The sequence below is a fragment of the Flavobacterium psychraerolatum genome (genome assembly GCF_025960985.1).
In the GTDB taxonomy this organism is placed as follows: domain Bacteria; phylum Bacteroidota; class Bacteroidia; order Flavobacteriales; family Flavobacteriaceae; genus Flavobacterium.
Genome location: NZ_JAOQMX010000004.1, coordinates 92,564 through 117,498 on the forward strand (window position 1 = coordinate 92,564; position 24,935 = coordinate 117,498).

23 protein-coding genes are annotated in these 24,935 nt (G+C 33.1%); 14 read left to right on the forward strand and 9 right to left on the reverse strand.

Features of this window, described 5'->3' with window-relative positions; translation table 11 throughout:
- Positions 1 to 67 precede the first annotated feature (67 nt).
- Together M2326_RS02935 and M2326_RS02940 are read left to right on the forward strand one after the other, a co-directional pair.
- Positions 68 to 499, forward strand: coding sequence for a hypothetical protein (locus M2326_RS02935; RefSeq protein ID WP_264618057.1), 432 nt, complete (start codon positions 68 to 70; stop codon positions 497 to 499).
- Between the two features lie 84 nt (positions 500 to 583).
- Complete coding sequence (locus M2326_RS02940) at positions 584 to 1,054, forward strand: septal ring lytic transglycosylase RlpA family protein (protein ID WP_264618058.1); 471 nt, start codon at positions 584 to 586, stop codon at positions 1,052 to 1,054.
- Here M2326_RS02940 and M2326_RS02945 read toward each other — a convergent pair.
- Entirely contained in the window at positions 1,051 to 1,524 is a 474-nt protein-coding gene (locus M2326_RS02945; RefSeq protein WP_264618059.1) for a CYTH domain-containing protein, read from the reverse strand. The genes M2326_RS02940 and M2326_RS02945 overlap by 4 nt on opposite strands.
- 234 nt (positions 1,525 to 1,758) lie before the next feature.
- On the opposite strand from M2326_RS02945, the gene dinB reads away from it, so the two are divergent.
- Positions 1,759 to 2,850 (forward strand): DNA polymerase IV, encoded by a 1,092-nt coding sequence (dinB, locus tag M2326_RS02950; RefSeq protein ID WP_264618060.1) that lies wholly within the window; start codon positions 1,759 to 1,761, stop codon positions 2,848 to 2,850.
- Positions 2,851 to 2,969: 119 nt separating this feature from the next.
- Here the strand turns inward: dinB and M2326_RS02955 are convergent, their stop codons facing one another.
- The gene (locus tag M2326_RS02955) at positions 2,970 to 3,737 is read right to left on the reverse strand and encodes a Bax inhibitor-1/YccA family protein (protein WP_264618061.1); all 768 of its coding nucleotides are present in this window, start codon (positions 3,735 to 3,737) and stop codon (positions 2,970 to 2,972) included.
- A gap of 592 nt (positions 3,738 to 4,329) precedes the next feature.
- Here M2326_RS02955 and M2326_RS02960 point away from each other — a divergent pair.
- The gene (locus tag M2326_RS02960) at positions 4,330 to 5,295 is read left to right on the forward strand and encodes a porin family protein (protein ID WP_264618062.1); all 966 of its coding nucleotides are present in this window, start codon (positions 4,330 to 4,332) and stop codon (positions 5,293 to 5,295) included.
- Positions 5,296 to 5,673: 378 nt separating this feature from the next.
- Here M2326_RS02960 and pyk read toward each other — a convergent pair whose 3' ends face one another.
- The 5 genes from pyk to M2326_RS02985 form a co-directional block, all read right to left on the reverse strand.
- Positions 5,674 to 7,104, reverse strand: coding sequence for a pyruvate kinase (gene pyk / locus M2326_RS02965; protein WP_264618063.1), 1,431 nt, complete (start codon positions 7,102 to 7,104; stop codon positions 5,674 to 5,676).
- A 5-nt stretch (positions 7,105 to 7,109) separates the two neighbouring features.
- Positions 7,110 to 7,598, reverse strand: coding sequence for an IPExxxVDY family protein (locus tag M2326_RS02970; protein ID WP_264618064.1), 489 nt, complete (start codon positions 7,596 to 7,598; stop codon positions 7,110 to 7,112).
- Between the two features lie 113 nt (positions 7,599 to 7,711).
- Positions 7,712 to 8,455, reverse strand: coding sequence for a ribonuclease III family protein (locus M2326_RS02975; protein WP_264618065.1), 744 nt, complete (start codon positions 8,453 to 8,455; stop codon positions 7,712 to 7,714).
- Positions 8,456 to 8,463: 8 nt separating this feature from the next.
- A complete protein-coding gene (fabF, locus tag M2326_RS02980) occupies positions 8,464 to 9,717 on the reverse strand; it encodes a beta-ketoacyl-ACP synthase II (protein ID WP_264618066.1) in 1,254 nt (417 codons plus the stop codon).
- A gap of 181 nt (positions 9,718 to 9,898) precedes the next feature.
- Positions 9,899 to 10,135: an acyl carrier protein gene (locus M2326_RS02985; RefSeq protein WP_007137004.1), complete on the reverse strand. Its 237-nt coding sequence runs from the start codon at positions 10,133 to 10,135 to the stop codon at positions 9,899 to 9,901.
- Between the two features lie 177 nt (positions 10,136 to 10,312).
- Here M2326_RS02985 and purN point away from each other — a divergent pair, with 177 nt between their 5' ends.
- The 4 genes from purN (at position 10,313) to M2326_RS03005 (ending at position 14,343) form a co-directional block, all read left to right on the forward strand.
- Entirely contained in the window at positions 10,313 to 10,885 is a 573-nt protein-coding gene (gene purN, locus M2326_RS02990; RefSeq protein ID WP_264618067.1) for a phosphoribosylglycinamide formyltransferase, read from the forward strand.
- A gap of 5 nt (positions 10,886 to 10,890) precedes the next feature.
- On the forward strand, positions 10,891 to 11,370 hold the full coding sequence (gene rnhA / locus M2326_RS02995; RefSeq protein ID WP_264618068.1) for a ribonuclease HI: 480 nt from the start codon (positions 10,891 to 10,893) through the stop codon (positions 11,368 to 11,370).
- Positions 11,371 to 11,443: 73 nt separating this feature from the next.
- Positions 11,444 to 12,367: a PfkB family carbohydrate kinase gene (locus M2326_RS03000; RefSeq protein WP_264618069.1), complete on the forward strand. Its 924-nt coding sequence runs from the start codon at positions 11,444 to 11,446 to the stop codon at positions 12,365 to 12,367.
- A 77-nt stretch (positions 12,368 to 12,444) separates the two neighbouring features.
- Positions 12,445 to 14,343, forward strand: coding sequence for an amidophosphoribosyltransferase (locus M2326_RS03005; protein WP_264618070.1), 1,899 nt, complete (start codon positions 12,445 to 12,447; stop codon positions 14,341 to 14,343).
- A gap of 289 nt (positions 14,344 to 14,632) precedes the next feature.
- Here M2326_RS03005 and M2326_RS03010 read toward each other — a convergent pair whose 3' ends face one another.
- Positions 14,633 to 15,241, reverse strand: a complete 609-nt coding sequence (locus tag M2326_RS03010) for a superoxide dismutase (RefSeq protein WP_264618071.1) — start codon at positions 15,239 to 15,241, stop codon at positions 14,633 to 14,635.
- 351 nt (positions 15,242 to 15,592) lie between these two features.
- Between M2326_RS03010 and M2326_RS03015 the strand changes: the two genes are divergently transcribed.
- On the forward strand, positions 15,593 to 16,591 hold the full coding sequence (locus M2326_RS03015; RefSeq protein ID WP_264618072.1) for a hypothetical protein: 999 nt from the start codon (positions 15,593 to 15,595) through the stop codon (positions 16,589 to 16,591).
- Positions 16,551 to 18,809 (forward strand): hypothetical protein, encoded by a 2,259-nt coding sequence (locus tag M2326_RS03020; protein ID WP_264618073.1) that lies wholly within the window; start codon positions 16,551 to 16,553, stop codon positions 18,807 to 18,809. Before M2326_RS03015 ends, M2326_RS03020 begins: the two co-directional genes overlap by 41 nt.
- 14 nt (positions 18,810 to 18,823) lie before the next feature.
- Here M2326_RS03020 and M2326_RS03025 read toward each other — a convergent pair whose 3' ends face one another.
- Complete coding sequence (locus M2326_RS03025; protein ID WP_264618074.1) at positions 18,824 to 19,504, reverse strand: ComF family protein; 681 nt, start codon at positions 19,502 to 19,504, stop codon at positions 18,824 to 18,826.
- 94 nt (positions 19,505 to 19,598) lie between these two features.
- Between M2326_RS03025 and M2326_RS03030 the strand changes: the two genes are divergently transcribed.
- The 4 genes from M2326_RS03030 (at position 19,599) to M2326_RS03045 (ending at position 24,935) form a co-directional block, all read left to right on the forward strand.
- Entirely contained in the window at positions 19,599 to 21,137 is a 1,539-nt protein-coding gene (locus M2326_RS03030; RefSeq protein ID WP_264618075.1) for a glycine--tRNA ligase, read from the forward strand.
- Positions 21,138 to 21,491: 354 nt separating this feature from the next.
- Positions 21,492 to 22,310 carry a LytR/AlgR family response regulator transcription factor gene (locus M2326_RS03035; protein ID WP_264618076.1) on the forward strand — a complete coding sequence of 273 codons (819 nt, stop codon included), beginning with the start codon at positions 21,492 to 21,494 and terminating at the stop codon, positions 22,308 to 22,310.
- A gap of 178 nt (positions 22,311 to 22,488) precedes the next feature.
- Positions 22,489 to 22,800, forward strand: coding sequence for a 3-oxoacyl-ACP reductase (locus M2326_RS03040; protein ID WP_264618077.1), 312 nt, complete (start codon positions 22,489 to 22,491; stop codon positions 22,798 to 22,800).
- Positions 22,801 to 22,898: 98 nt separating this feature from the next.
- Complete coding sequence (locus tag M2326_RS03045) at positions 22,899 to 24,935, forward strand: tetratricopeptide repeat-containing sensor histidine kinase (RefSeq protein ID WP_264618078.1); 2,037 nt, start codon at positions 22,899 to 22,901, stop codon at positions 24,933 to 24,935.

Here is a 24,935-nt window from a genome sequence, read left to right on the forward strand (position 1 = left end):
TTATCGATCGTTAAGGTCTTTTTTTTTATTACTTTTTGCTTATATTTGTTTCAAAAAATATTTATTTATGTACGATATCGTTAAACAGATTCATTCTGGCTGGGCTATTTTAGCTTTTTTTTTATTGATTTTAGTGGTAGTAAATTCTACTATTGGTTTGCTTACTAAAAAAGAATTTACTCCTTGGGATAGAAGAGTGGGGATTATGGGATTGATTGGGACACATACCCAGTTGCTTATTGGGTTAATTTTATACTTTGTTTCTCCATTAGGGTTTTCTTCTCTAGGAAACATGTCCGACAAAGCCTTGCGAATGACATCGCTAGAACATCCACTTATTAATATAATTGCGATCACATTAATTACAATTGGTTGGTCAAAACATAAAAAAATAACTGAAAGTAACAAAAAATTTAAAACATTCTTAATTTTTTATGGATTAGGTTTGATCCTTATATTGAGTAGAGTACCATGGGGTTTATGGCAATCTAGCTTATAACTTATAGTAAAAAACTTCTTTTTTTGGAGTTTGTTATTGTAAGGTATGGTTATTGTTAGATAGATAGAAATTTAAAAAGTCAAAATGAAAAAATCGATAACACTATTTTTTTTGTTCACAATTATTGGATTCGCATCTAGCAGAACTCCTTTATTTGATAAAATAAAATCTACTTTTCAAAAATCTGCAGCAACCAAAGATACAACCAAATCAGCAAAAGATAGTGTACGTCATGAACAACGCTTAAAGTTGAAGTTCTATAAAAAAGATGCCAATGCCTCCTATTACCATGATAAATTTAATGGGAGGCGTACGGCAAGTGGATCAAAATTCGATAATGATTCCTATACTGCCGCACATAGAAAGTTCCCGTTCGGAACTAAATTAAAAGTGACCAATCAAGCCAGTGGAAAGTCCATAATTGTCGAAGTCACGGACAGAGGCCCATTCTCCAGAGGTCGTGAATTGGATCTCACCCGTAAAGGTTTTATGGAAATAGCCAAAAACAAAGGAATCGGAATTATGGTCGTAACCATTGAAGAAATTCTAGACTAGATTCCCCATTCTTTAAAATGATTTTTACTCAAATAGGAGTTGTAATATCGAGGATCAGTAGTCACTTCTTGCCCCAACCAAAGAGGTTTTTCAAATGTTTCTGTTTCAGACAATAATTCAATCTCCGCCATAATCAAACCTTCATTTTCGCCATAAAACTCATCAACCTCATAGGTCTTTCCTTTGAATTTGATCTCATAGCGAGTTTTATCAATACATCCTTTTTCACACAATAGCAGTAATTTTTCTGCTTCTTCAATTGTGATTTCCTTTTCCCATTCAAAACGAGACATTCCAGATGCGCTAGAGGCTCCTTTTATCGTCAGAAAGCCTTTGTTGCCTTTTGTCCTTACTCTAACTGTTCTTTCAGGAATCGAGCTCAAATAGCCTTGTTTTATTCGTTTTTCAGAAAATGCTTCTTTTTTGAAATCCTCTGAAGTAACCAAAAATTTACGTTCTATTTCAATCATAATCTACTATGTTAATGGTGAGGAGCTTATTCCAGCTGTCCGCTTTAGCCCTCAGTTTAAAATCTTTTTTTATTAGGTCGTTGCAGGAGCTTCCGTTGGTCGCTCTGCCTCTCCCATAAAAAATAGCTTTTGCCTTCGGGGCTGCCACTTCCATCTGGGCTAGTTCGTATCCAAAAGTAAATTATTTTTATAACAATTTAGCATCACAAAGAAAATCCTAACTAAATTTGTACTATGGATCAACCGTTTCCCGAAAGAAAGATTATACACATTGACATGGATGCCTTTTATGCCTCGGTGGAACAAATGGATAATCCTGAGTTAATAGGGAAGCCCATCGCTGTAGGTGGATCTGAAAATCGTGGCGTAGTAGCCGCCGCTAGTTATGAGGCTCGAAAATTTGGTGTACGCTCGGCCATAAGTGGTGTGCAAGCCAAACGGAATTGCCCCGATTTAATTTTTGTACGTCCTCGCTTTGAGCGGTACAAAGAAATTTCGAAAAAAATCCATGCCATTTTCAAAGATTATACCGATTTGATCGAACCCTTGTCACTCGATGAAGCTTATCTTGATGTGACTCAAAACAAAAAGGGAAACCCTAGTGCTAGTATTCTTGCAGAAGAAATTCGTACCCGAATTTTTAATGAAGTTGGATTGACGGCCTCTGCAGGAATTTCGATAAATAAATTTGTAGCCAAAATTGCTAGTGACTACAACAAACCAAATGGACAAAAGACGGTGAAGCCAGATGAGGTTCAAGTTTTTCTAGAAAATTTAGCGATCAAAAAATTCTACGGAGTAGGTAAGGTAACCACCGAAAAAATGTATCAGTTAGGGATTTTTACGGGAATTGATTTAAAATCGAAGTCGTTAGAATTTCTTGAAAAGCATTTTGGAAAGGCAGGTGCATTTTATTATAATGTGGTTCGAGGGATTCATAATAGTCCAGTTAAATCAGATCGAATTTCGAAATCGGTTGCTGCAGAACATACCTTTGAAACCAATCTTTCATCAGAGATTTTTATGCTCGAACAATTACAAGGAATTGCAGCTACACTTGAAAACAGATTGAAAAAAAATGCTGTTTCGGGCAAAACGGTAACATTAAAAATAAAATATAGTGACTTTAGTCAACAAACACGCTCCAAAACATTGCCTTATTTTATTGCTGACAAAGGATTAATTATGGAAACGATTGAGGAACTATTGTATCAGGAGCGAATGAAAGATTCAGTGCGATTACTAGGGATTTCTATGAGCAATCTTAATACCGAAACTACTGAAAAAAAAGTGGTGGTAGCAGTACAGTTGAAATTTAAGTTTTGAATCTTGTTTTTTTGCAAATGTATTTTTTGGGTGACTTTTTATTAGGAGGAAACAGGTCAAAAAAAATCCTTCTGATTAGAAGGATTTAGAATATGATAAAAATACTTTTAGAGTATGTTTTAGTCTTTACTTGCCAGTTTTGAGAACAACCTTAAGAACTCGATATACAACCATACGAGTGTTACCATTAGTCCCATAGCGCCAAACCATTCCATGTATTTTGGTTTTCTTTGTTTAACACCTTGTTCTATTTGATCAAAATCCAAAAAGATATTTAATGCTGCAATAATAATCACAAAGACACTGATTCCAATACTCATCATAGAGTTACCATAGTGTACAGGTTGATAACTAGTAAACATAGATACTACCCATGAAATAAGGTAATACGTTGCAATAGCAAAGGTAGCAGCAATTACAACCGACTTGAATTGCTCGGTTACTTTTACAATTTTAAATTTATAAAGCCCTAAACATACCAAAAAAGTGGCAAATGTAGCACCAACTGCTTGAATTACGATTCCTGGGTATTTTGCTTCAAAGATGGCAGAAATACCTCCAATAAATAATCCTTCAAAAAGAGCATATCCAGGAGCCAAATAGCCAGAATATTGAGGTTTGAATGCTGAAATTACGACCAATATCAAGCCCATTACTGCGCCACCGATTGCAGGTAATATTGGATTCATTCCGTTGAAAGCCATCCACCAAATCACCATAGCCGAAGCTGTAAGTAGTAAGAATAATAGAGCAGTTTTGTTAATCGTACCAGAAAGTGTCATTTCTAGATCTGAACCAATTACTGTCGCTTCATGTACTTGTCCGGTCTTTGAAGTTGCCGAGAATGATTTATTATTTAAAAACGGGTTTCGTGATTTGAATTCCATGTTTGTAATTTTGTTAATTAGTGCAAAGATAAAGCAAATAAGTATAAAGTAAAATTTGCATCCTTAAATTTAGTTAAAGTTTATGTTTTGAAAGGTTTATGTTTTTAAACAAATAAATAGTTTTTATAGGATTAAAAAATGATAGAACCCGTTCGCGCAGATTTATCATAAATGTTTATTGTAGGGATGTATATGTTCGCCTTCCAATTGTCATCCAGTAATAATCTATTTTTAGGAATTTCTTATATTTATAAACATAGAAAGTTGTAACCGTTTTAATGATTGTAATCTTCTTTTATTGTACTCGTATAGCTATGTTTGCGTCAGTTAACATTTGTTTATAATCCTGCATTATCGGTTAATGAAAACGTTATAGTTAATACATTTACCGCTCTATTTCAGCTTTTTTTATGTTTTATACTACTGTTTTGTTTGGTGTTCACGTTAAATATTTTTCATAAGTATTTGATATAAAAACATTTAAGTTATTGAGTGTGTTTATTTTAAGGAAATGTGAAAACAGTTATACAAAATAATCTAATTTTGTGATAAAGTAGTTAACAAAAATTACTATCTATAACGATTAATTATTATGAAAAAGAAAATTTTACTTTTAGGAATAATGGCTTGCTCAATGACGATGTTAGCGCAATCCAAAGATGATTCTAGTGATAAAGGGTGGTACCTTAAACTTGGTGGGTCTTATTTTCTACAAACTGCAGCGACTGAATTTCCTGTAGTCGGTGGACAGTTACCAAATAGAGATGTTTATACAGGTACTTTGGGAGGTAATAAATTAGCTTCGAGAGAAAGTGTAACCGGATCCTTTGGAGCAGGTTTTAGAACTGGATTATCTGCAGGTTATAGATTTAACACACGTGTTGGAGTCGAAATGGGTGTGAATTATTATTCAAGTAATAGTAAAACGATGGCTGAAACTACCAATAGATTGATTTCGTACAATCCATTAACTAGTCCTGCCGCTACATATGTTGATTTTGAAGCTGAAGGAAAGATTCGAGCATTTGATTTATCACCTGCATTAGTTTTATTTTTAGGTAAATCTCATGGATTTGAACCATATACTAAAGTAGGCGTTATTTTGCCGATCCACGGAACATTAGAAATTGATACAAATAGAGATTATACTACCTATGTTGGTGCAAATCCAGTAGCGGAAACAAAAGCATATTCTAAAGATGTGATTAAGCCAAATCCAACACTTGGTTTCATGGCAACTTTGGGAACTTCTTATAAATTAGGGAAAAATCTATCTGCCTTTGCTGAATTAGAATATCGTAATTTTACGGTACATGGTAAAACTAAAGAAACTGAAATTTACACTGAAAATGGTGTGGATAAATTGAATACAACCACTAGTTTTAGGACAGCCTCTTATTCTGCTACACATACAAACTATGTGAGTAGATTAAATTCTACATCAAATAATAGTGAATACAATACAAATTCTGATTCTACAAAAGCAAAAGATGAATTAAGTTCTTACGTAGGAATTAGTGGTTTAGGATTAACATTAGGATTGAAATATAACCTATAATATTAAAATCTAGATTTTCTATCATTTTGGTTTTGAATTTACTGTTATATAATGGTTGATATTATCTTGGTTGAGCGCATTCGAAATCTTATTCTGTCGAATAGTAAATAATCTCGACTTCGCTCGATTTGATATAATTAAAAACAGTAAATTCAATGATTAAATAGTATTATACTATAAAAAAGGCTGCCCGAAAAGTTATTTTTTGGCAGCCTTTTTTGATAGATTAAATGTCCTGTTGTTTTTATTTTATAGATAGTTGTTTGATCAAAACCAAACAACTTTTTACTTAAAGAAAGGATTCACTTTCATAAAAAAATCCGTCTTAGCGTGAGCCGAGACGGATTTTTAAAATTTAGTTCAAGTTTAATCTTATAATTATTCTATTTCAGAAACTCTTAAGGTGTTAACCATACCTTTATCTTTGATTGGCATTGCTGCAAGGTTGATTAAGAAATCTCCAGCTTCAACAAGACCTGATGCTTTTACAATATTATTTACATCTGTTACCGTGTCATCTGTACTTGTGTCTTGGTTATAGTAGAAAGTTTTAACTCCCCATAATAAACTCAATTGAGTAAGGATTCTTTTGTTTGGAGTAAATACTAAAATGTGAGCATTTGGTCTCCAAGCAGAAACTTGGAAAGCAGTATATCCACTATTTGTCATTGTACAAATTGCTTTAGCACCAATAGTATTGGCGATAAGAGCAGCTTGACGACAAATTGTTTTAGTAATAAAACGTTTTGTTCTAATTTGTGCCGTGTTTTGTGGAACTTGAATTAGCGGAGAGTTCTCTACTGCTTCAATGATTTGAGTCATTTTTTGGATAACTTGTACTGGATAATTACCAGCAGCAGTTTCTCCAGAAAGCATTACAGCATCAGCACCATCCATTACAGAGTTAGCAACGTCATTTACTTCAGCTCTTGTAGGAGTTAAACTTGTGATCATTGTTTCCATCATTTGTGTTGCCACAATTACAGGGATACGAGCCATTTTCGCTCTACGGATTAAGTCTTTTTGTACCAAAGGTACTTCATGAGCAGGAAGTTCAACCCCTAGATCTCCACGCGCTACCATTAAGGCGTCACAGTAAGCTACAATTTTGTCCATGTTTTCAAGTGCTTCTGGCATCTCGATTTTGGCAATAATTGGAATTTTAACGTCTGAATGTTCAGCAATTAAATCTTGTAAGTCTTTTAAATCTTGTGGTGTTTTTACAAAAGAAAGAGCAATCCAGTCTACTTTTTGCCCAATAGCAAAAATAGCATCTGCAATATCTTTTTCTGTCAATGCAGGAAGTGAAATTTTTGTATTAGGAAGGTTAACTCCTTTTTTAGATTTCAATTCTCCACCTTGTATAACTTTAGCAATAACTTCTGTTTTCTTGTCTGTAGAAACAATTTCAAAAATTAATTTACCATCATCAAGTAGTATTCTTTCTCCTTCATTTACATCGTTAGGGAAGTTTTTGTATTTCATAAAAACTCTACTAGCAGTTCCTATTACTTCTTCAGCAGTTGTGAAAGTGATTAGATCACCATCGTTTACAACTATACCATCTTCCATAACTCCTACACGAAGTTTAGGTCCTTGTAAATCTCCTAATATTGCAGTTGAATAACCAAATTCTTCATTAAGACTTCTGATTATGTTTATTTTTTCTTTTACACCTTCGTAGTCTGCATGAGAAAAATTAATTCTGAAGACATTTACTCCAGCATCGATCATGTCTTTAATGATTTCTCTTGTGCTACATGCTGGTCCTAGTGTGGCTACAATTTTAGTTTTTTTGTTTGTACTCATTGTTGTTAGAAAATTAAATTGTTTTTTGATTTAATTTGATTTGTATCCACAGCATAAGCTGTTTCTATCTCCTCAATTGTATTTAGTTTTTGTTTTATTTTGTCGACGTCAATTGTGTCGTTTATATTTTCAATTTTTAAAAAATAATCTGCCTTTTTGAATTCAGGTAGTAAATATACCTTGGTGGCGACTTCTATACTTGTATTCGAAAACAAATCATGTGTTACTTCACTATTTTGTTGAACAGTTTCATTTATGTTTTGTATTAAGTTCCAATCTACATCATTTTCATCATCATAATAATAGAATCTAGAAAACTGTGTGTCACCGCCTTTGCTATGTATATGAACTTCATCTTTACTCATGCTCAAATTAATGGGCAGCCTTTGATTGATAAAATAAGCCAATCTATAATTTTCCAAGGAAGTACGAATAGCTATTAGATAATAATCTATTTCGTCAAATTCACCAATATCTAATTTATGAATCGCCATAATGATTTCAAATCAAGATGTAAATATACCATTTCTATCTAAGTAAAAGTACTGGCATTGTAATGATTTCGATATTTTACAAACGCAAACGTTGTAGTTTTGGTTGATAAATCCTACTTTTTGTCTATTTGGGACTGAAAAGCGAAATAAGCACGTTGTGATGCTTTTTCTTCAGCCTTCTTTTTTGAGGTTGCTCTTGCTTTGGCAATAACCTTATCATCAATGCTTAATTTTACTCCAAAGAGACGTTGTCCGTCGATGGCATTGTCTTCAAAAATGTCATAGTGAAAGATTTTCTTTTCCTTCTGGCACCATTCAATTACCAAGCTTTTATAGCTGATTACTTTGCCTTCTAGTCTCGAAATATCTACATAAGGATCTACAACTCTTTTTTGTATGAATTTTTCACAATAGACATAGCCTTTGTCAATAGATATTGCTCCCACGAGAGATTCAAATATATTACCGTGTATGTTTTCTCCAAAATGATTTAAAGGGACTTTGCTGTTTACAAATTGTATCAGATTTAAATCTTTTCCTAGTTCGTTTAAATGTTCTCTACTTACAATCTTAGATCGCATTTTAGTTAGGTATCCTTCATCACCAAGAGGTGCTTTTTCAAACAAATAGGCAGCAATAACCGCACTTAACATGGCGTCTCCCAAAAACTCCAAACGTTCGTAGTTGATGGGATTTCCGTCTGCCGTTAATTTATTTACAGATCGATGTGTGAACGCTTTTTTATAATGTTCAATATTTTGAGGCTCAAATCCGATTATTTTTTTAATAGCATCAAAAAAAATCCCGTCTTCATTTGAACGACGGGATTTAGAAAATATTTGTTTAAAAATACTCATCGTAAAAATTACAATTCTAATTTTTTCATCAAAACACACGCATTGTGTCCGCCAAAACCAAAAGTATTACTCATTACTACTTTCATATCCCTTTTTTGAGGTTCGTTAAAAGTGAAATTTAATTTTTGGTCGATGTTTTCGTCATCTGTAAAATGATTGATAGTTGGAGGAACAATTCCGTATTTCATAGAAAGAATTGTAGAAATCGTTTCAACAGCTCCAGCGGCACCTAGTAAATGGCCTGTCATTGATTTTGTTGAATTCAAGTTCATTGTGTATGCATGGTCTCCAAAGACCTGTAGGATTGCTTTTGATTCGGCTAAATCTCCAAGAGGAGTTGAAGTTCCGTGCATATTTACACCATCAACATCAGTTGGTTTTAAACCTGCATCTCTCAAGCAGTTCAACATTACATTTCTCGCTCCGATTCCTTCTGGGTGAGGAGCTGTAATATGGTGTGCGTCTGCAGACATTCCACCACCACCTACTTCACAGTAGATCGTTGCTCCACGAGCAATTGCATGTTCGTATTCTTCTAATATTAAAGCTCCAGCTCCTTCGCCTAAAACAAATCCATCTCTGTCTTTGTCCATTGGTCTTGAAGCAGTTTTTGGATCATCATTTCTTGTTGATAAAGCATGCATGGCATTAAAACCTCCCATTCCTGCAATTGTTACAGCGGCTTCAGAACCACCTGTTACCATAATATCGGCATGACCTAAACGGATATAATTGAATGCATCAATGATAGCGTTTGTAGAAGAAGCACAAGCTGAAACTGTACCAAAGTTTGGCCCTCTAAAGCCATATTTGATCGAAATATGCCCACAAGCAATATCACCAATCATTTTTGGAATAAAGAAAGGATTGAATTTTGGTGTACCATCTCCTGCGGCAAAGTTCAATACTTCGATTTGAAAAGTTTCAAGTCCACCAATTCCAGATCCCCAGATCACACCAGCACGATCTTTATCGATGGTGTCAAGGTCAAAGTTAGCATCTTTCATTGCTTCCGCTGCTGAAACCACCGCATATTGTGCGTAACGGTCCATTCTTCGGGCTTCTTTTCTGTCAATAAAATCTTCTACATTAAAGTTTTTTAACTCACATGCAAATTTGGTTTTGAATTTTGAAGCATCAAAATAAGTAATAGGAGCAGCACCGCTAACTCCATTTATAAGTGCATTCCAAAACTCTTCAACAGTATTTCCTATTGGAGTAAGAGCACCTAAACCTGTAACAACAACTCGCCTTAATTCCATAACTTTATATTTTAGTGACTTTTAACAAAAAAAACCCACTCTTTTTTTTACTGTATTGTTACAAAAAAGCAGTGGGTAATAATTGTATATACCTTTATTGATTGAAATTCAATCTGGATTACATAATTTTTAAATAATAAAACACCCGTATACATGTAAATGTATACGGGTGTAAAATTTATTATTTTTTAGCTTCTTCGATATAAGAAATAGCTTGACCAACAGTAGCAATGTTCTCTGCTTGATCATCTGGAATTTGGATATCAAATTCTTTTTCGAATTCCATAATAAGCTCAACTGTGTCTAATGAATCAGCTCCTAGATCATTAGTGAAGCTTGCTTCTGTTACAACTTCGTTTTCGTCAACGCCTAATTTGTCTACGATAATCGCTTTTACTCTTGATGCAATGTCTGACATAATCTTTAATTTTAGAATTTAATTTGACCGCAAAAATAAAAAACTTTATTTTAAAACAATCAATATGTGAATAAATGTGTCAGCTAATTTATAAAATAAATTCAAACAAAGACATGATTTAGTTATTTGTTTTCATTTTTTATTCCGTTTTTTGTGCTTTAATTAATTGTGTGAATAATGAGAAAAATTGTGATTTTTGCTTCAGGTTCTGGCTCAAACGCTGAAAATATTATAAAATATTTCAATATTAATGATGAAGCTACTGTTGTAGGAGTGTTTACAAATAACCCTAATGCGGGAGTGATTGAACGTGTAAAGAAATATAACATTCAGGTTGAAGTTTTTTCTAAATCCCAGTTATTTGAAAGTGAATTTTTACAAAAAATAGCACTACTGCAACCGGATTTAATTGTTTTGGCTGGTTTTTTATTGAAATTTCCCGAAAATATTATTGCAGACTATCCTAATAGAGTCGTTAATATACATCCTGCATTGTTGCCAAAATATGGTGGGAAGGGGATGTATGGTATGAATGTTCATAGAGCGGTTGTAGAGAATAAAGAAAAGGAATCGGGTATCACAATTCATTACGTAAATGAGAATTATGATGAAGGTGGTGTGATTTTTCAGAAAAGCTTTCAGGTAGCTGGAGATGATTCAGCTGAAGATGTAGCGACAAAAATTCATGAGTTAGAGTTTAAATATTTCCCAGAAGTTATTGCAGGATTATTAGAATTAAAAACAAAGTAAGTATAATGAGTTATGATGTCCTTATATATACCGACGGTGCAGCCAAAGGAAACCCTGGTAATGGAGGTTATGGTGTGGTAATGGAAAAAGCAGGGACACCTTATAAAAAGGAATTCTTTGAAGGTTTTCGACATACGACCAATAACCGTATGGAATTGTTGGGTGTAATTGTTGGGTTGGAAAAGTTGAAAAACCCTAAAACAAAAGTTTTGGTTGTTTCAGATTCAAAATACGTTATTGATTCTGTAGTTAAAAAGTGGGTGTTTGGATGGGAGAAAAAAGGATTTGTAGGGAAGAAAAATCCAGACCTATGGAAACGTTTTTTGATTGTTTATCGTAAACACCAAATTGATTTTAAATGGGTTAAAGGTCATAATAATCATCCTCAAAATGAAAGATGTGATGAATTGGCAGTGATGGCATCGCAAACTAAACCACTTTCAATCGATGCTTTTTATGAGAAAGAAGGAACGAAATTTTTATAGAAACTTTAAAGTTAGAAACTTTAAAACTTCTAAACTAAAGTTTATCTTTGCACCTTAATTCGAAATTCGCAAAATGAACAAATTATTGATTGTTGGAACAGTCGCTTTCGACGCCATTGAAACTCCTTTTGGAAAAACTGATAAAATATTAGGGGGCGCGGGAACTTATATAGGTCTTTCGGCTGCTTTTTTTAATTTACAATCTGCTATTGTTTCTGTTGTAGGAGATGATTTTCCACAGGAATATTTAGATTTATTAACCTCAAGAAATATTGATATTTCTGGACTTGAAGTGGTTAAGGGTGGAAAAACATTTTTTTGGAGTGGACGCTACCACAATGATTTAAATTCTAGAGATACTTTGGATACACAATTAAATGTGTTAGCAGATTTTCAACCAAAAGTTCCAGAAAATTATAAGAATGCCGATGTTGTGATGTTAGGGAACTTACATCCATTAGTACAAAGCGGAGTTTTGGATCAATTGATTTCAAAACCAAAATTAATAGTTTTGGATACGATGAATTTCTGGATGGATTGTGCTTTGCCAGAATTATTAGAAGTTATAAAAAGAGTAGATGTAATCACCATCAATGATGAAGAAGCTAGACAGCTCTCTGGTGAATATTCATTGGTTAAAGCAGCTGCCAAAATTCAAAAAATGGGACCTCAGTATGTGGTGATCAAAAAAGGAGAACATGGAGCGCTATTGTTTCATAATGAGGAAGTGTTCTTTGCTCCAGCATTACCGTTAGAAGAAGTTTTTGATCCAACAGGGGCAGGAGATACTTTTGCAGGAGGATTTACAGGGTACATTACACAGAGTAAAAATGTATCTTTTGAGAATATGAAAAATGCAATCATCTATGGTTCAAATCTCGCTTCCTTTAGTGTAGAGAAATTTGGTACAGAACGAATGGTTGATTTAGATAAAAAAGAAGTTGTTGCGAGATTGAAGCGATTTAAATCCTTGACACAATTTGATATAGAATTATAATGCTTTAAAGTCCCATAAACGGGGCTTTTTTGTTTTATAGATGATTTTTTAAATAATAATACTACAAATATACTGCAATGAGCGACGCATTAAAACACGAGTGTGGAATAGCATTGGTTAGACTACTTAAACCGCTTGAATTTTATAAGGAAAAATACGGAACTGCATTTTACGGGATACAAAAAATGTATCTTATGATGGAGAAACAGCACAATCGCGGACAAGATGGCGCTGGATTTGCAAGTATTAAATTGGATGTAGAACCTGGTGAGAGATACATTAGCAGAGTTCGTTCCAATCAAGCACAACCAATACAAGATGTATTTGCTCAGATTAATGAAAGAATTAATGAGGAAATGGCTAATCATCCAGAATATGCTGATGATGTAGCGGCGCAAAAAGCAAACATTCCTTATATAGGAGAATTGTTTTTGGGTCACGTTCGTTATGGTACTTTCGGGAAAAATAGTATTGAAAGTGTTCACCCGTTTTTAAGACAAAGTAACTGGATGCACCGTAATCTTATTTTGGCAGGGAACTTTAATATGACAAATGTTAAAGAACTTTTTCAAAATTTAGTTGAACTAGGGCAACATCCAAAAGAAATGGCGGATACGGTTACGATTATGGAAAAAATTGGGCACTTCCTAGATAAGGAAGTAATGCAATTGTATCAAGATTGTAAAACTGAAGGGTATTCAAAACAAGATGCTTCACCTATCATTGCTGAAAGGCTAGACGTGGCCAAAATTTTGGCTCGTTCTTCCAAAAATTTGGACGGTGGATATGCTATGGCTGGATTATTAGGTCATGGAGATGCATTTGTATTTAGAGATCCAGCAGGAATTAGACCCGCTTATTATTATCAAGATGATGAAGTAGTAGTTGTGGCATCTGAAAGACCTGTAATTCAAACCGTATTTAATATTCCGTTTGAAAAAGTACAGGAAATTGATCCAGGAAATGCTTTGATTATTAAGAAAAACGGACAGGTTTCTATGAAAGAAATCTTGACGCCTACCGTAAAAAAATCTTGTTCTTTTGAACGTATTTATTTCTCTAGAGGAAGCGATGCTGAGATTTATCAAGAAAGAAAAACACTTGGAAAATTAATTTTGCCTGCTGTTTTAGATTCTATCGATCAAGATACAGACAACACAGTTTTTTCATATATTCCAAATACAGCAGAAACTTCTTTTTACGGATTGGTAGAGGCGGCTCAGGATTTCTTGAACCAAAGAAAAAATGATTACATTTTAGAGAATCGACACACTCTTACTGAAGATAGCTTAAAAGAGCTCTTAAAAGTTAAAATTCGTACCGAGAAAGTAGCAATCAAAGATGCTAAGTTAAGAACCTTTATTACAGAGGATAGTAGCCGTGATGATTTGGTAGCGCACGTATATGATGTAACATATGGTGTGATCAAAGCAACAGACAACCTTGTGATTATTGATGATAGTATTGTTCGAGGAACAACTCTAAAAAAGAGTATTATCAAAATGATGGATCGTTTGGGGCCAAAAAGGATCGTAATTGTTTCTTCTGCCCCACAAATTCGTTTCCCGGATTGTTATGGTATTGATATGGCAAAACTAGAGGGATTGATTGCTTTTAAAGCGGCTTTAGAGCTTTTGAAAGAAAGAAACCTATATCATATTGTAGATGAGGTGTATGTGAAATGTAAAGCACAAGAAAACTTCAAGGATACAGATGTAGTGAATTATGTTACAGCTATATATGATCAATTTGAGCCACAAGAGGTTTCGGATAAGATTGCTGAGATGTTAAGCTCACCTGAGATTAACGCCGAAGTGAAAATTATTTTCCAAACTGTAGAAGATTTACATATCGCTTGTCCTAAGAATTTAGGAGACTGGTATTTTACTGGAGATTATCCTACTCCTGGTGGTAACAGAGTGGTTAATAGGGCTTTCATGAATTTTTATGAAGGAAAAGATGCTAGAGCTTATTAGGTAATTAATCGGCTTTATAAGCTGTTTGTCTAAAAGTTTTGTTTTAAGCAACTAACTAATATATATTTGAAGAACCATAACATTAGTAGGTTAAGTTTATGGTAGATTTGGGGCAAAAAGGGTGGAAGCAATTCCACCTTTTTTATTGGAATAAAGTCAAGGAATCTAGAGTGTTAGAGATTATAACTCATAAAAAAAGTCGGATGAACTATACAGTTCATCCGACTTTTTGTTTTCAAAGAATAAATTATTGTTGATGTAAAAAAATAATTTAATCTTATTTGTTTTCTTATTTTTCAGAAGCATATCTTCTAGAAACTTCTGTCCAGTTAATTACACTGAAGAATGCTTCAATATAATCAGGTCTTCTGTTTTGGTAGTTCAAGTAGTAAGCGTGCTCCCAAACATCCATTCCTAAGATTGGAGTTCCACCACAACCGACACCTGGCATCAATGGGTTATCTTGGTTTGGTGTTCCACAAACGTCTAATTTTCCACCTTTTTGAACACATAACCAAGCCCATCCAGAACCAAATTGAGTTGCACCCGCTTTGCTGAATTTACCTTTAAAGTCTTCAAAAGATCCAAAAGCAGCTTCAATTGCAGCAAGCAAATCTCCAGTAGGAAGTCCGCCACCGTTTGGAGTCATTACAGTCCAAAACAGGTTATGGTTATAATAACCACCACCATTGTTACGAACAGCTCCATTAGCCATATCAAGGTTTATAAGAATGTTTTCGATTGTTTTTCCTTCCATATCTGTTCCAGCAACAGCTGCATTTAGATTGGTAGTATAAGCATTATGGTGCTTAGAATGGTGAATTTCCATTGTTCTAGCATCAATATGTGGTTCCAAAGCGTCATACGCATACGGTAATTGTGGTAATTCAAAAGCCATGATGTATTTTTTTTAAGTTATTATTGATTTTATTATCCAAATTTATGGAATTATGTTTACAAACCGAACTAGAAGTTTGTTATAATTTATGTAAACATTTTTCATTTTCTAGTTTTTTAACTAATTCTAGTAGTTATATTCTCCTCCATAACAAAGTGAGAAAATAAATAATTTGGGCGTGCCCCGCTGAAAAAAGCGGGTCAGGCTATCCGTTCCCGCTTTTTTTATCTTGCAAAAAAGCAAGATAAAAAAGAGCTCCACTGCTATCCTTCACGCAAAAAAAAGCGACATACATTCATTTATAGATAAATAAAAAGCTATTTTTATCTCCTTAAAATAAAAAATAAAAAATTGAGTAAAAAGTGGTTTGTATTTTTAGTACTTATTTTGTGTTCCTGTACCTCTCATGACAAACCTTTAGTTTCTTTTTATTATTGGAAAACAGTTTTTAAACTTTCGAAACTAGAAAAAGAGGTGTTAAAAGACAATATGGTGACAAAATTATATATCCGTTATTGTGATATTGATTTAGATTCAAATAAAAAACCATTTCCAGTTTCTCCCATTCATTTTGAAGAGGTGCCTAATGAGTTTACAATCGTTCCAGTAATTTATATTAAGAACAGGGTATTGCTAGAGAAAAATACAAACGTAGAGGACTTAGCTAATAAAGTAAGTAATTTTATTACCCAGATTAATACCAAAAATAACCTGAACTGTTCTGAAATTCAAATTGATTGTGATTGGAGTTTGCAAAGTCAAAATAACTATTTGCGGTTTATAAATGTTTTGAAAAAAGTGAGTCCAAAAAAACTCTCAGCAACCATACGATTGCATCAAGTGAAATATTATAAAAAAACCAAAATCCCAGAAGTAGATTCAGGTGTATTAATGTATTATAATATGGGAACCATTGCACCAGATTCTGCAATTTCTATTTATGATCAACAAATCGCAGCACGATATTTATCAAGTTTAAAAAAATATCCTTTGCCACTTAACTTTGCCTTGCCTATCTTTTCGTGGTCAATTCATATTAGAGATGGAAAAGTTATGGGACTAAGAAATAAGTTGCGCAGAGAAAATTTAGATAAGGATTCTCATTTTAAGTCATTAAATAATATTTTTTATAAAGTTACAAAAGACAATTATAAAGCGGGCGTTTATTATAGACAAGGCGACTTACTCAAACTAGAAACTATTGTTACTAATGATTTAAAAGAAATGGCAGATGACTTAAACGATGCTAAATCTCAACAGCCCAAAGAAATAATTTTTTACGATTTAGATGAATTCAATATACAACAATATGAAAAAAATATCTTTCAAGAAGTTACTAGTCGCTTTTAGTGCCGCATTGGCATTGGTATACGGTACAATCTATGCCTGTGGTGGGGGTGATGATTGGGGATGGTCCTTTGATTCCAACTTTGCACCCGAGACATTTGTTGATCAATCCTATCGTTCCTTATTTTTGTCAACGGATATTTTTTATGGTGACGGTTTTGATAGGGAGCACAACTCAAGATTCAATGATGAGATCGTACAGGATTGGTCTACTTATTTGAAAGGTGTAGCGAAGACTGCCGAAGTGAAATATTTTTTAATTGACTCAAGTGCAGTTGATGTAAAGCAATTGGATTCCTTCTTTACGACTAAAAAAACAAATCGTACAGTTGAAAAGTGGAAAAATAAAATTGATTTAACAAACAAACGATTTGTTGAATTTATACATTTTTTGGAACTGGCGCAACAGCTAGAAGCTATTTCTATAAATAATGAGTATTGGTCTTATGAACCTGTTGTCAAAAAAGTGTTTAAAGGTTCAAGAATACTTCCGTCCTTATTAAAAAAATATAACAGCACTACTGATGCTTTTTTAAAAAATAGGTATTGGTTTCAAATCATCAAAACATATTTCTATAGCGATGAGTATAAAAACGCCAATGATTTTTTTCAGGCTACAACGGCTATAATGCCCAAAAATACTTTGTATTATAGGGCCTTTTCTTATGTAGCTGGAGTGAACTATAAGCAAAAAAAATATGCGCTATCTAATTATCAATACAGTCAAGTTTTTGATCAATGTCCTCCCATGCGTGTGGTAACAGCCTATTGTTTTCATCCCCAAAATGAAACGGACTGGTTGATGTCGTTGGATATGGCAAAAACAAATGACGAAAAAGCAGCACTGTGGGCACTTTTTGGTTATTATACCAATGAAGAAAAAGCAATTGAGCATATCTATGAATTAAATCCAAAAAGTAGCCATTTGGATTATCTTTTGACCCGATTGGTGAATCGCTCGGAGTTAAAAGCAAATCGTTCTTTTGAAAAAATTACAGTTTCAGAAAATAAGAAAAGTACAAAAGATAGTTTGAGTTCCACTGGAACAGCTTTAGTATATAAGATTGCAGATGCTGGAATTGTGAAAAATCCTTTTTTGTGGAATACTGCAGCAGGTTATTTGGCTACTTTAACCTCTAATTACAAACAAGCCGATATTTATTTTGCCAAAGCTGATAAATATTCGACTAAAACTCCTTTGGCAATCAATCAATTGCGTTTGCTTCGTTTTGTCAATAATCTGAGTAAAGTGAATACCATTACAGAACTGAATCAAAAAGAAATTAGTAAAGAACTGAATTGGTTGTATTTTGAGATTTACAAATTAAAAATAGACGATTTTAGGTTTGAAAATGCTATTAACTGGAGTAAAAATTACATTTCAACTTTATTCAAAACGGCCAATAAACCAGTGCTTGCTGAGTTGTTCGTTCGTAATACTAATTTTTATGACAACGAAAGTAATTTGCTAGCCATGAAAGCTTTCTTGGAAAAGAATAAGAAATCAGATTTTGAAAACATTGCTGTCAAAATTTATGATGTAAAATGGGCAGATATTGTGGAATATGAGGCTATAAAATCTGCATTTGATAATAAAATTCCAGAGGCTATTACTTTAATGAAAGAAGCAGGACCCGTTCAAAACTATAATTTATATGGAAATCCATTTAATGGAACCATAAAGGATTGCCACGATTGTGATCATATGGTATATCAAAAGAAAAAATATTCGAAATTAGATTTTCTAGCTACGATGTTGATTATGCAAAACAAACTGGCTGCAAATGAAGAGGTGTATCCCAACGCTTTATTGCTAGGAAATGCTTTTTATAATATGTCTCACTACGGAAATGCAAGGAGTTTTTATGAATCGAATATTGTAGGTTATGGGTATACTGAGTTTGAATTTAGAGATAAAATTCGTAAAATGGTTACCAATACTGCTCAGTCCCAAATGTACTATAAAAAAGCACTTATGGCAGCAGAAACGGACGAGCAAAAAGCTAAGTGTAATTTTTTATTGGCCAAATGTGAACGAAGTGATTATTTCGTCAATAAGTATAAAGGGATACATAGTTATTGGGAAGTACGTAACGACGGAATAAATTTCCTTGCTTGGAATGGATTTAAAAACTTATATACTAAGTATTCCAATACTAAATATTATCAAGAAGTTATTGCGGAATGTGGGTACTTTGATAGTTATGTAAGACAACAATAATAAGGAACGGTAGATTATTGAGCGATTGCCATACACACAATACTAATTTTTGTGCCTGGGATTTTTTGCATGGCGCGACAACATGCCTCCAATGTTGCGCCAGTAGTGAGTACATCATCAACAAGAATGAAATGTTTGTGATGATGTTGTTCTGAAAAAGTAACATCAAAGGCATTTTGAATTGCTTCAGATCTACCCAAAAGGTTTTTCTTGGATTGTGTTTTGGTGTACTTTGTTCGAATTAGTATATCGTTTTTACATTCAATTTGCAATCCTTTTGAAAGCGTTTCCGCAAACGAGCTTACTTGGTTATAACCTCTGGATCTTCTTTTTTTTGGATGAATTGGAACTGGAATAATAAAATCGACCGTATCCAAAGCTTTTATTTTCTTTAAATCCATTAGATACCACTCGCCAATTAGTACGCCAATTTCTTGGTGGCCACGGTATTTTAAATTATGAATTAACTCTTGTACGATTCCTTTTTTATGAAAATAAAATAAAGCAGATGCATGTTGGAGGTCAATTCGGCCATAAAATTTACCCATGGCTTCATTTTCATGTAGTAAATGATGGTTGGTAACTGGAATTTCATGTCGGCATACCGTGCAAATTATCTTCTCATTTGGAAGCAGCAAGTTCTTGCATCCTGTACAAATGGGTGGAAAAAATAAGTTTAAAATCGATTTTAGCATGGAGGAATGTATTTATTTATAAAAATATGAAAATCAGGCATTCAATCTTTAACAATTTTCTTTTTTTTAAGTACACTTTTTATATTTTTGCAGTATGGCAAAACAAGAAGATATTTTTAAGAATGTAGTTTCGCATGCAAAAGAGTACGGTTTTATTTTTCCGTCAAGCGAAGTTTACGATGGTTTAAGTGCAGTATATGATTACGCACAGAATGGTGTTGAATTGAAAAAGAACATCCGTGAATATTGGTGGAAATCCATGGTTCAAATGAATGATAATATTGTTGGCCTTGATGCTGCTATATTAATGCATCCAACCACTTGGAAAGCTTCTGGTCACGTAGACGCTTTTAACGATCCATTAATTGATAATAAAGATTCCAAAAAAAGATATAGAGCAGATGTTTTGGTAGAAGATTATGCTGAAAAGCTTAATGTGAAAGCTAAAAAAGAAATCGAAAAAGCTAAAGCTCGTTTTGGAGATGCTTTCAACGAAGAAGAATTTATAACAACTAATCCCCGTGTGGTTGAATATCTAGCCAAAGAAAGACAAATTTTGGAAAGGCTTGCAAAAGGAATGAGCGATGATCTTGCGGATGTAAAAGCTTTGATAGAAGAATTGGAAATTGCAGACCCAGAAACAGGTTCGAGAAATTGGACAGACGTTAAGCAATTTAACTTGATGTTTGGTACTAAATTGGGAGCCTCTGCAGACTCAGCAATGGACTTGTATTTGCGACCAGAAACCGCCCAAGGTATTTTTGTAAACTTCTTGAACGTTCAAAAATCAGGAAGAATGAAAGTTCCTTTTGGTATTGCTCAAACTGGTAAGGCTTTTAGAAACGAGATTGTAGCAAGACAGTTTATTTTTCGTATGCGTGAATTTGAACAAATGGAAATGCAGTTTTTTGTACGTCCAGGAGAAGAAATGAAGCATTACGAATATTGGAAAGAGACTCGTTTAAAATGGCATTTGTCATTAGGGTTGGGTCAAGCAAATTATCGTTTTCATGATCATGAAAAATTAGCGCATTATGCAAATGCAGCAGCAGATATTGAGTTTAACTTTCCATTTGGTTTCAAAGAGCTAGAAGGGATCCACTCGCGTACTGATTTTGATTTAAAAGCACACGAGCAACATTCTGGTAGAAAACTACAGTATTTTGATGCTGAGTTGAATAAGAATTATGTTCCTTATGTTGTTGAAACTTCATTAGGATTGGACAGAATGTTCTTGGCTGTTTTTGCCACGTCCTTAAAAGAAGAAGTTCTTGAAGACGGATCAAGTAGAACTGTACTGAAACTTCCAGCAGTTTTGGCTCCAACCAAAGCAGCTGTTTTACCATTAGTTAAAAAAGATGGGTTACCTGATATCGCTCACAAAATCATAGAAGATTTAAAATGGGACTTCAATGTAGCTTATGATGAAAAAGATGCCGTAGGACGTCGTTATAGAAGGCAAGATGCGCTTGGTACACCTTTTTGTATTACAGTCGATCATCAAACTATCGAAGATCAAACAGTGACCATTCGTCATAGAGATACGATGAAACAAGATCGTGTAGCGATCGCCGATTTAAAATCAATCATTGAAGATGAAGTTGCAATGAAAAATTGGTTAATGAAAATGTAAATACTACCACAAATTATACAGAAGGCTTCCCTGATAAAGGAAGCTTTTTTTTGTCAGTTCAAATACATGATTTTTATGGGTGTACAAATTTTATACTAAATTTTGAAAACAATCGTTTTTAATCTGATTTATTTGTAATTTAACGGAAAAAATTAGTACTCATTTTTCTTATTGAATTTTAATAATAGTGTGGATAGTGTTGTTTCTAAATATGAAATAGGATTTTTTGAGTGTATAAGTAAAATAAGTGTTTAGTTTTTAGCAAAACTACGTTTATTGTCAGGCTAAAGTTGAACACAATATATTTTGCTTTGTCTGCAGTTGCTTTATATAACCAATTGTGAAAAACTACAAATGAATCTTACGTACATTATTATTGATGACAATATAAAAAGTGCTGAAATAACGAAAACTATCACAGATAGTTTTTCGGAACTTTCCTATTTGGGTTCAGCACATGATCATGAAAGTGGTCTTGATTTGATACTTGAGTCTCGTCCCAAAATTGTTTTTCTAGAGATAGACCCTAAAAATAAAAATAGTAATTTGTCTTTACAACTGATTAATGACATCTCTAGTTTCCTTAAAGTTGTTCCGAAAATCATTATTACTACTTCAAAAAAAGACTTGGCTTTTGACGCTATTCAATATGGTGTAACAGATTATATTTTAAAGCCGGTTACTAAAATCCATTTAACGAAGTTGCTACTAAAAATTGAAAAGGTAGCTTTAGTTCAAGATACTGTTGAATCAATAGACCATGTTGAAGACGCAACATCCTGCAAACCGGTACTTAATTTATCCAAAGTAACTGGGATTAAGACTCCATTTATACTTTGTATTAAATCATATGGTGACTACAGGTACATTGACTCAAGGGATATTACTTATTTTCAGGCAGACAATAACTCTACCGATATTCACTTGAATAACGGAGAAATGATTACTGCTTTTAAAACTTTAAAACATTTTGAAGGGTTAATGTCTTATCCTTTTGTGCGCATTCACAATAGTTATATCGTAAATAGTAATTATATTTCTAGAATACATACAGGTAATGCTATTTGTTTTATCAAGAATTCGGTAATAAAATTGCCATTCTCCAGATCTTATAAAATAAATATAGACTTAATTATTGGTAAGATTTCAAATGGTAATTACCTCGAAATCTAAATAACATTCATTTACCAAGATTTCATATCCATTCACTATCAAACAAGTGTATTCTACCATTGAGTTCTTTAAATTGCTGATTTATAATGTATTCCTGTGTAGTTTTACATCAAGATAAAGCGATAAACGCCCAACTCTTATAACATGTAAAACAATATAAACATATAAAACTCAAATTATGAAAAAGTCAATTTTAGTATCAGGATTATTCTCGTTAGTAATGGTTTTAACTTCATTCACAACTGTTGAGACGGTAAGTAGTTCAGGTAACGTTGGTGGAAATAGTGTAGAGGTTTCAGGTTCTGGAGCAGCAAGAAGCACAAAATTAGATGTGTCAGGTTCTGGAGCAGCAAGAAGTACAAAATTAGATGTGTCAGGATCAGGAGCAGCAAGAAGTACAAAGTTAGATGTATCAGGATCAGGTGCAGCAAGAAGTACAAAGTTAGATGTATCAGGATCAGGTGCAGCAAGAAGTACAAAACTAGATTAACCAACTCTGTTTAATATACATTAAAGGCTATCAAATTGATAGCTTTTTTTATGCGTATTGATTTTATTTAGTATTTTTGATTCAAAACTTAATCATTGTTGAAAAAAACATACATACTTCTATTTCTATTAATTCTTGCAGGTTGCTCAAAAAAGAAATCTACCTACAAGGTAGAAGATTCTTTAAAAGATAGTCTAATAAATTATTTTGATCTAGCTAATGATCAAACGGTTTCAACATCTCGAAGATTTCAAATCACACAAAGAGCTTATAATATAGTGATGAATCAAGAAAATGATTCTATACATCGGGTTAACTTAATTAGAATTGCTAACCGCTTTTATAATCTGAATAAATTGTTAGATTATGAAAAGACTGTACGTACATTAATTAATAATTCTAAGCAAGCTGATGATACTTTATGTTTAGCTAAAGCTTATTCTTACCTGGGGGATTATTATGGAGAAATTATAAAACCAGATAGTGCTTATACTTTCTATTTTAAGGCCGAAAAACTATTTTTGACTAGTAATGATTTTTATAACTTAGGACGTACCAGGTATAATAAAGCTTTTTTACAATATAATTTAAGTGATTATTTGGGGAGTGAAATAGCAGTTTTTAATGCATTAAGAGCGGTGAAAGGTAAGGATGGTAAAGATTTAATTTTTGATTGTTACAACTTATTAGGAATTCTTTATAATGATTTAGGGGAATTTGCTAAAGCGATAGAATACAATGCAAAAGCATATGCTATTATTGATGACGATATAAATTCCTCTATATTGCAGCCTAGAGCTATGTCTTTAAATAATATGGGATTGGTCTATCAAACAATGAAGAATAATGAAAAAGCAATCGTGTATTTTGAAAAGGGATTGAGTCAAGAAAATTTATTAATTAACCAACCGTCAGTATATGCAATGCTTTTAGATAATTTGGCTTATTCCAAATTTAAAATCGGACAAACAAAAGGAGTAATGAGATTGTTCGAAGAAGCTTTGAAAATTAGAAATAAATTAAATGTAAAAACGGGTATTATAATTAACAAGGTTCATTTATCCGAATTTTATGCTTTTGAAAAAGACACAGTTACTGCAATATCCTTAGGTCTTGATGCTTTAGAAACTGCCAAAAAATCAAACAATAACCGTTACGAATTAGTCCCATTAAAACAATTAGCTTTATTGCAACCCAAAAAAGCAGGTGCTTATACCTCAGAATACCTACGCATAAACGACAGTCTCCAAAAAGCAGAGCGTTCCATGGGAAATAAATTCACTCGAATTGAGTATGAGACAGATAAAATTAAAGGAGAATATTCAACCCTTGAACTCAAGAATCGTAATTTAATTTACCTCTTCGGCTTCTTTATAATCATTGCTTTGTTTTTGTATATTGTAAAATCGCAAGGAACAAAGCATAAAGTGCTTTTATACAAGCAACAACAACAGCAAGCAAATGAATATATCTATAACTTGATTATCAATCAACAAAATATGATTGATACCAGTCGAGTTATGGAAAAAAAACGAGTTGCTCAAGAATTACACGATGGTGTTTTGGGAAGAATGTTTGGGGTAAGAATGAATCTTGAAGGGTTAAATAGTTTTAATGATGATCTTGCAATTTCGCAAAGAAAAGAGTATATTATTGAATTAAAAAAAGTAGAACAGGATATTCGTGAAATTTCTCATGAGATGAATAGGGAAAAATCGGAATTAATTAATAACTTCGTAGCGATAGTTGATAATTTATTTGAAGAACAGCGAAAAACTTTTCCAACAAAACTAATTACAAAAATCGATCGTACAATTCATTGGGATGATTTGACCAACTTAATCAAAGTAAATTTGTTTCGAATTATTCAAGAATCGCTTCAAAATTGTAATAAATATGCTAATGCAAAAACTATTAAAATTGAATTATTAAAAATCAATGGTAATATAAGTTTGGAAATTGCAGATGATGGAGCAGGTTTTAATACAAAAATGAAGAAAAAAGGAATCGGATTACAGAATATGATTTCAAGAGCTAAAGAGTGTCAAGGCGAATTATATGTTATGTCGAATAAAAATATAGGTACAAAAATTACGGTTATAATACCATTAGAGCAAAAACAAATACCACATTAA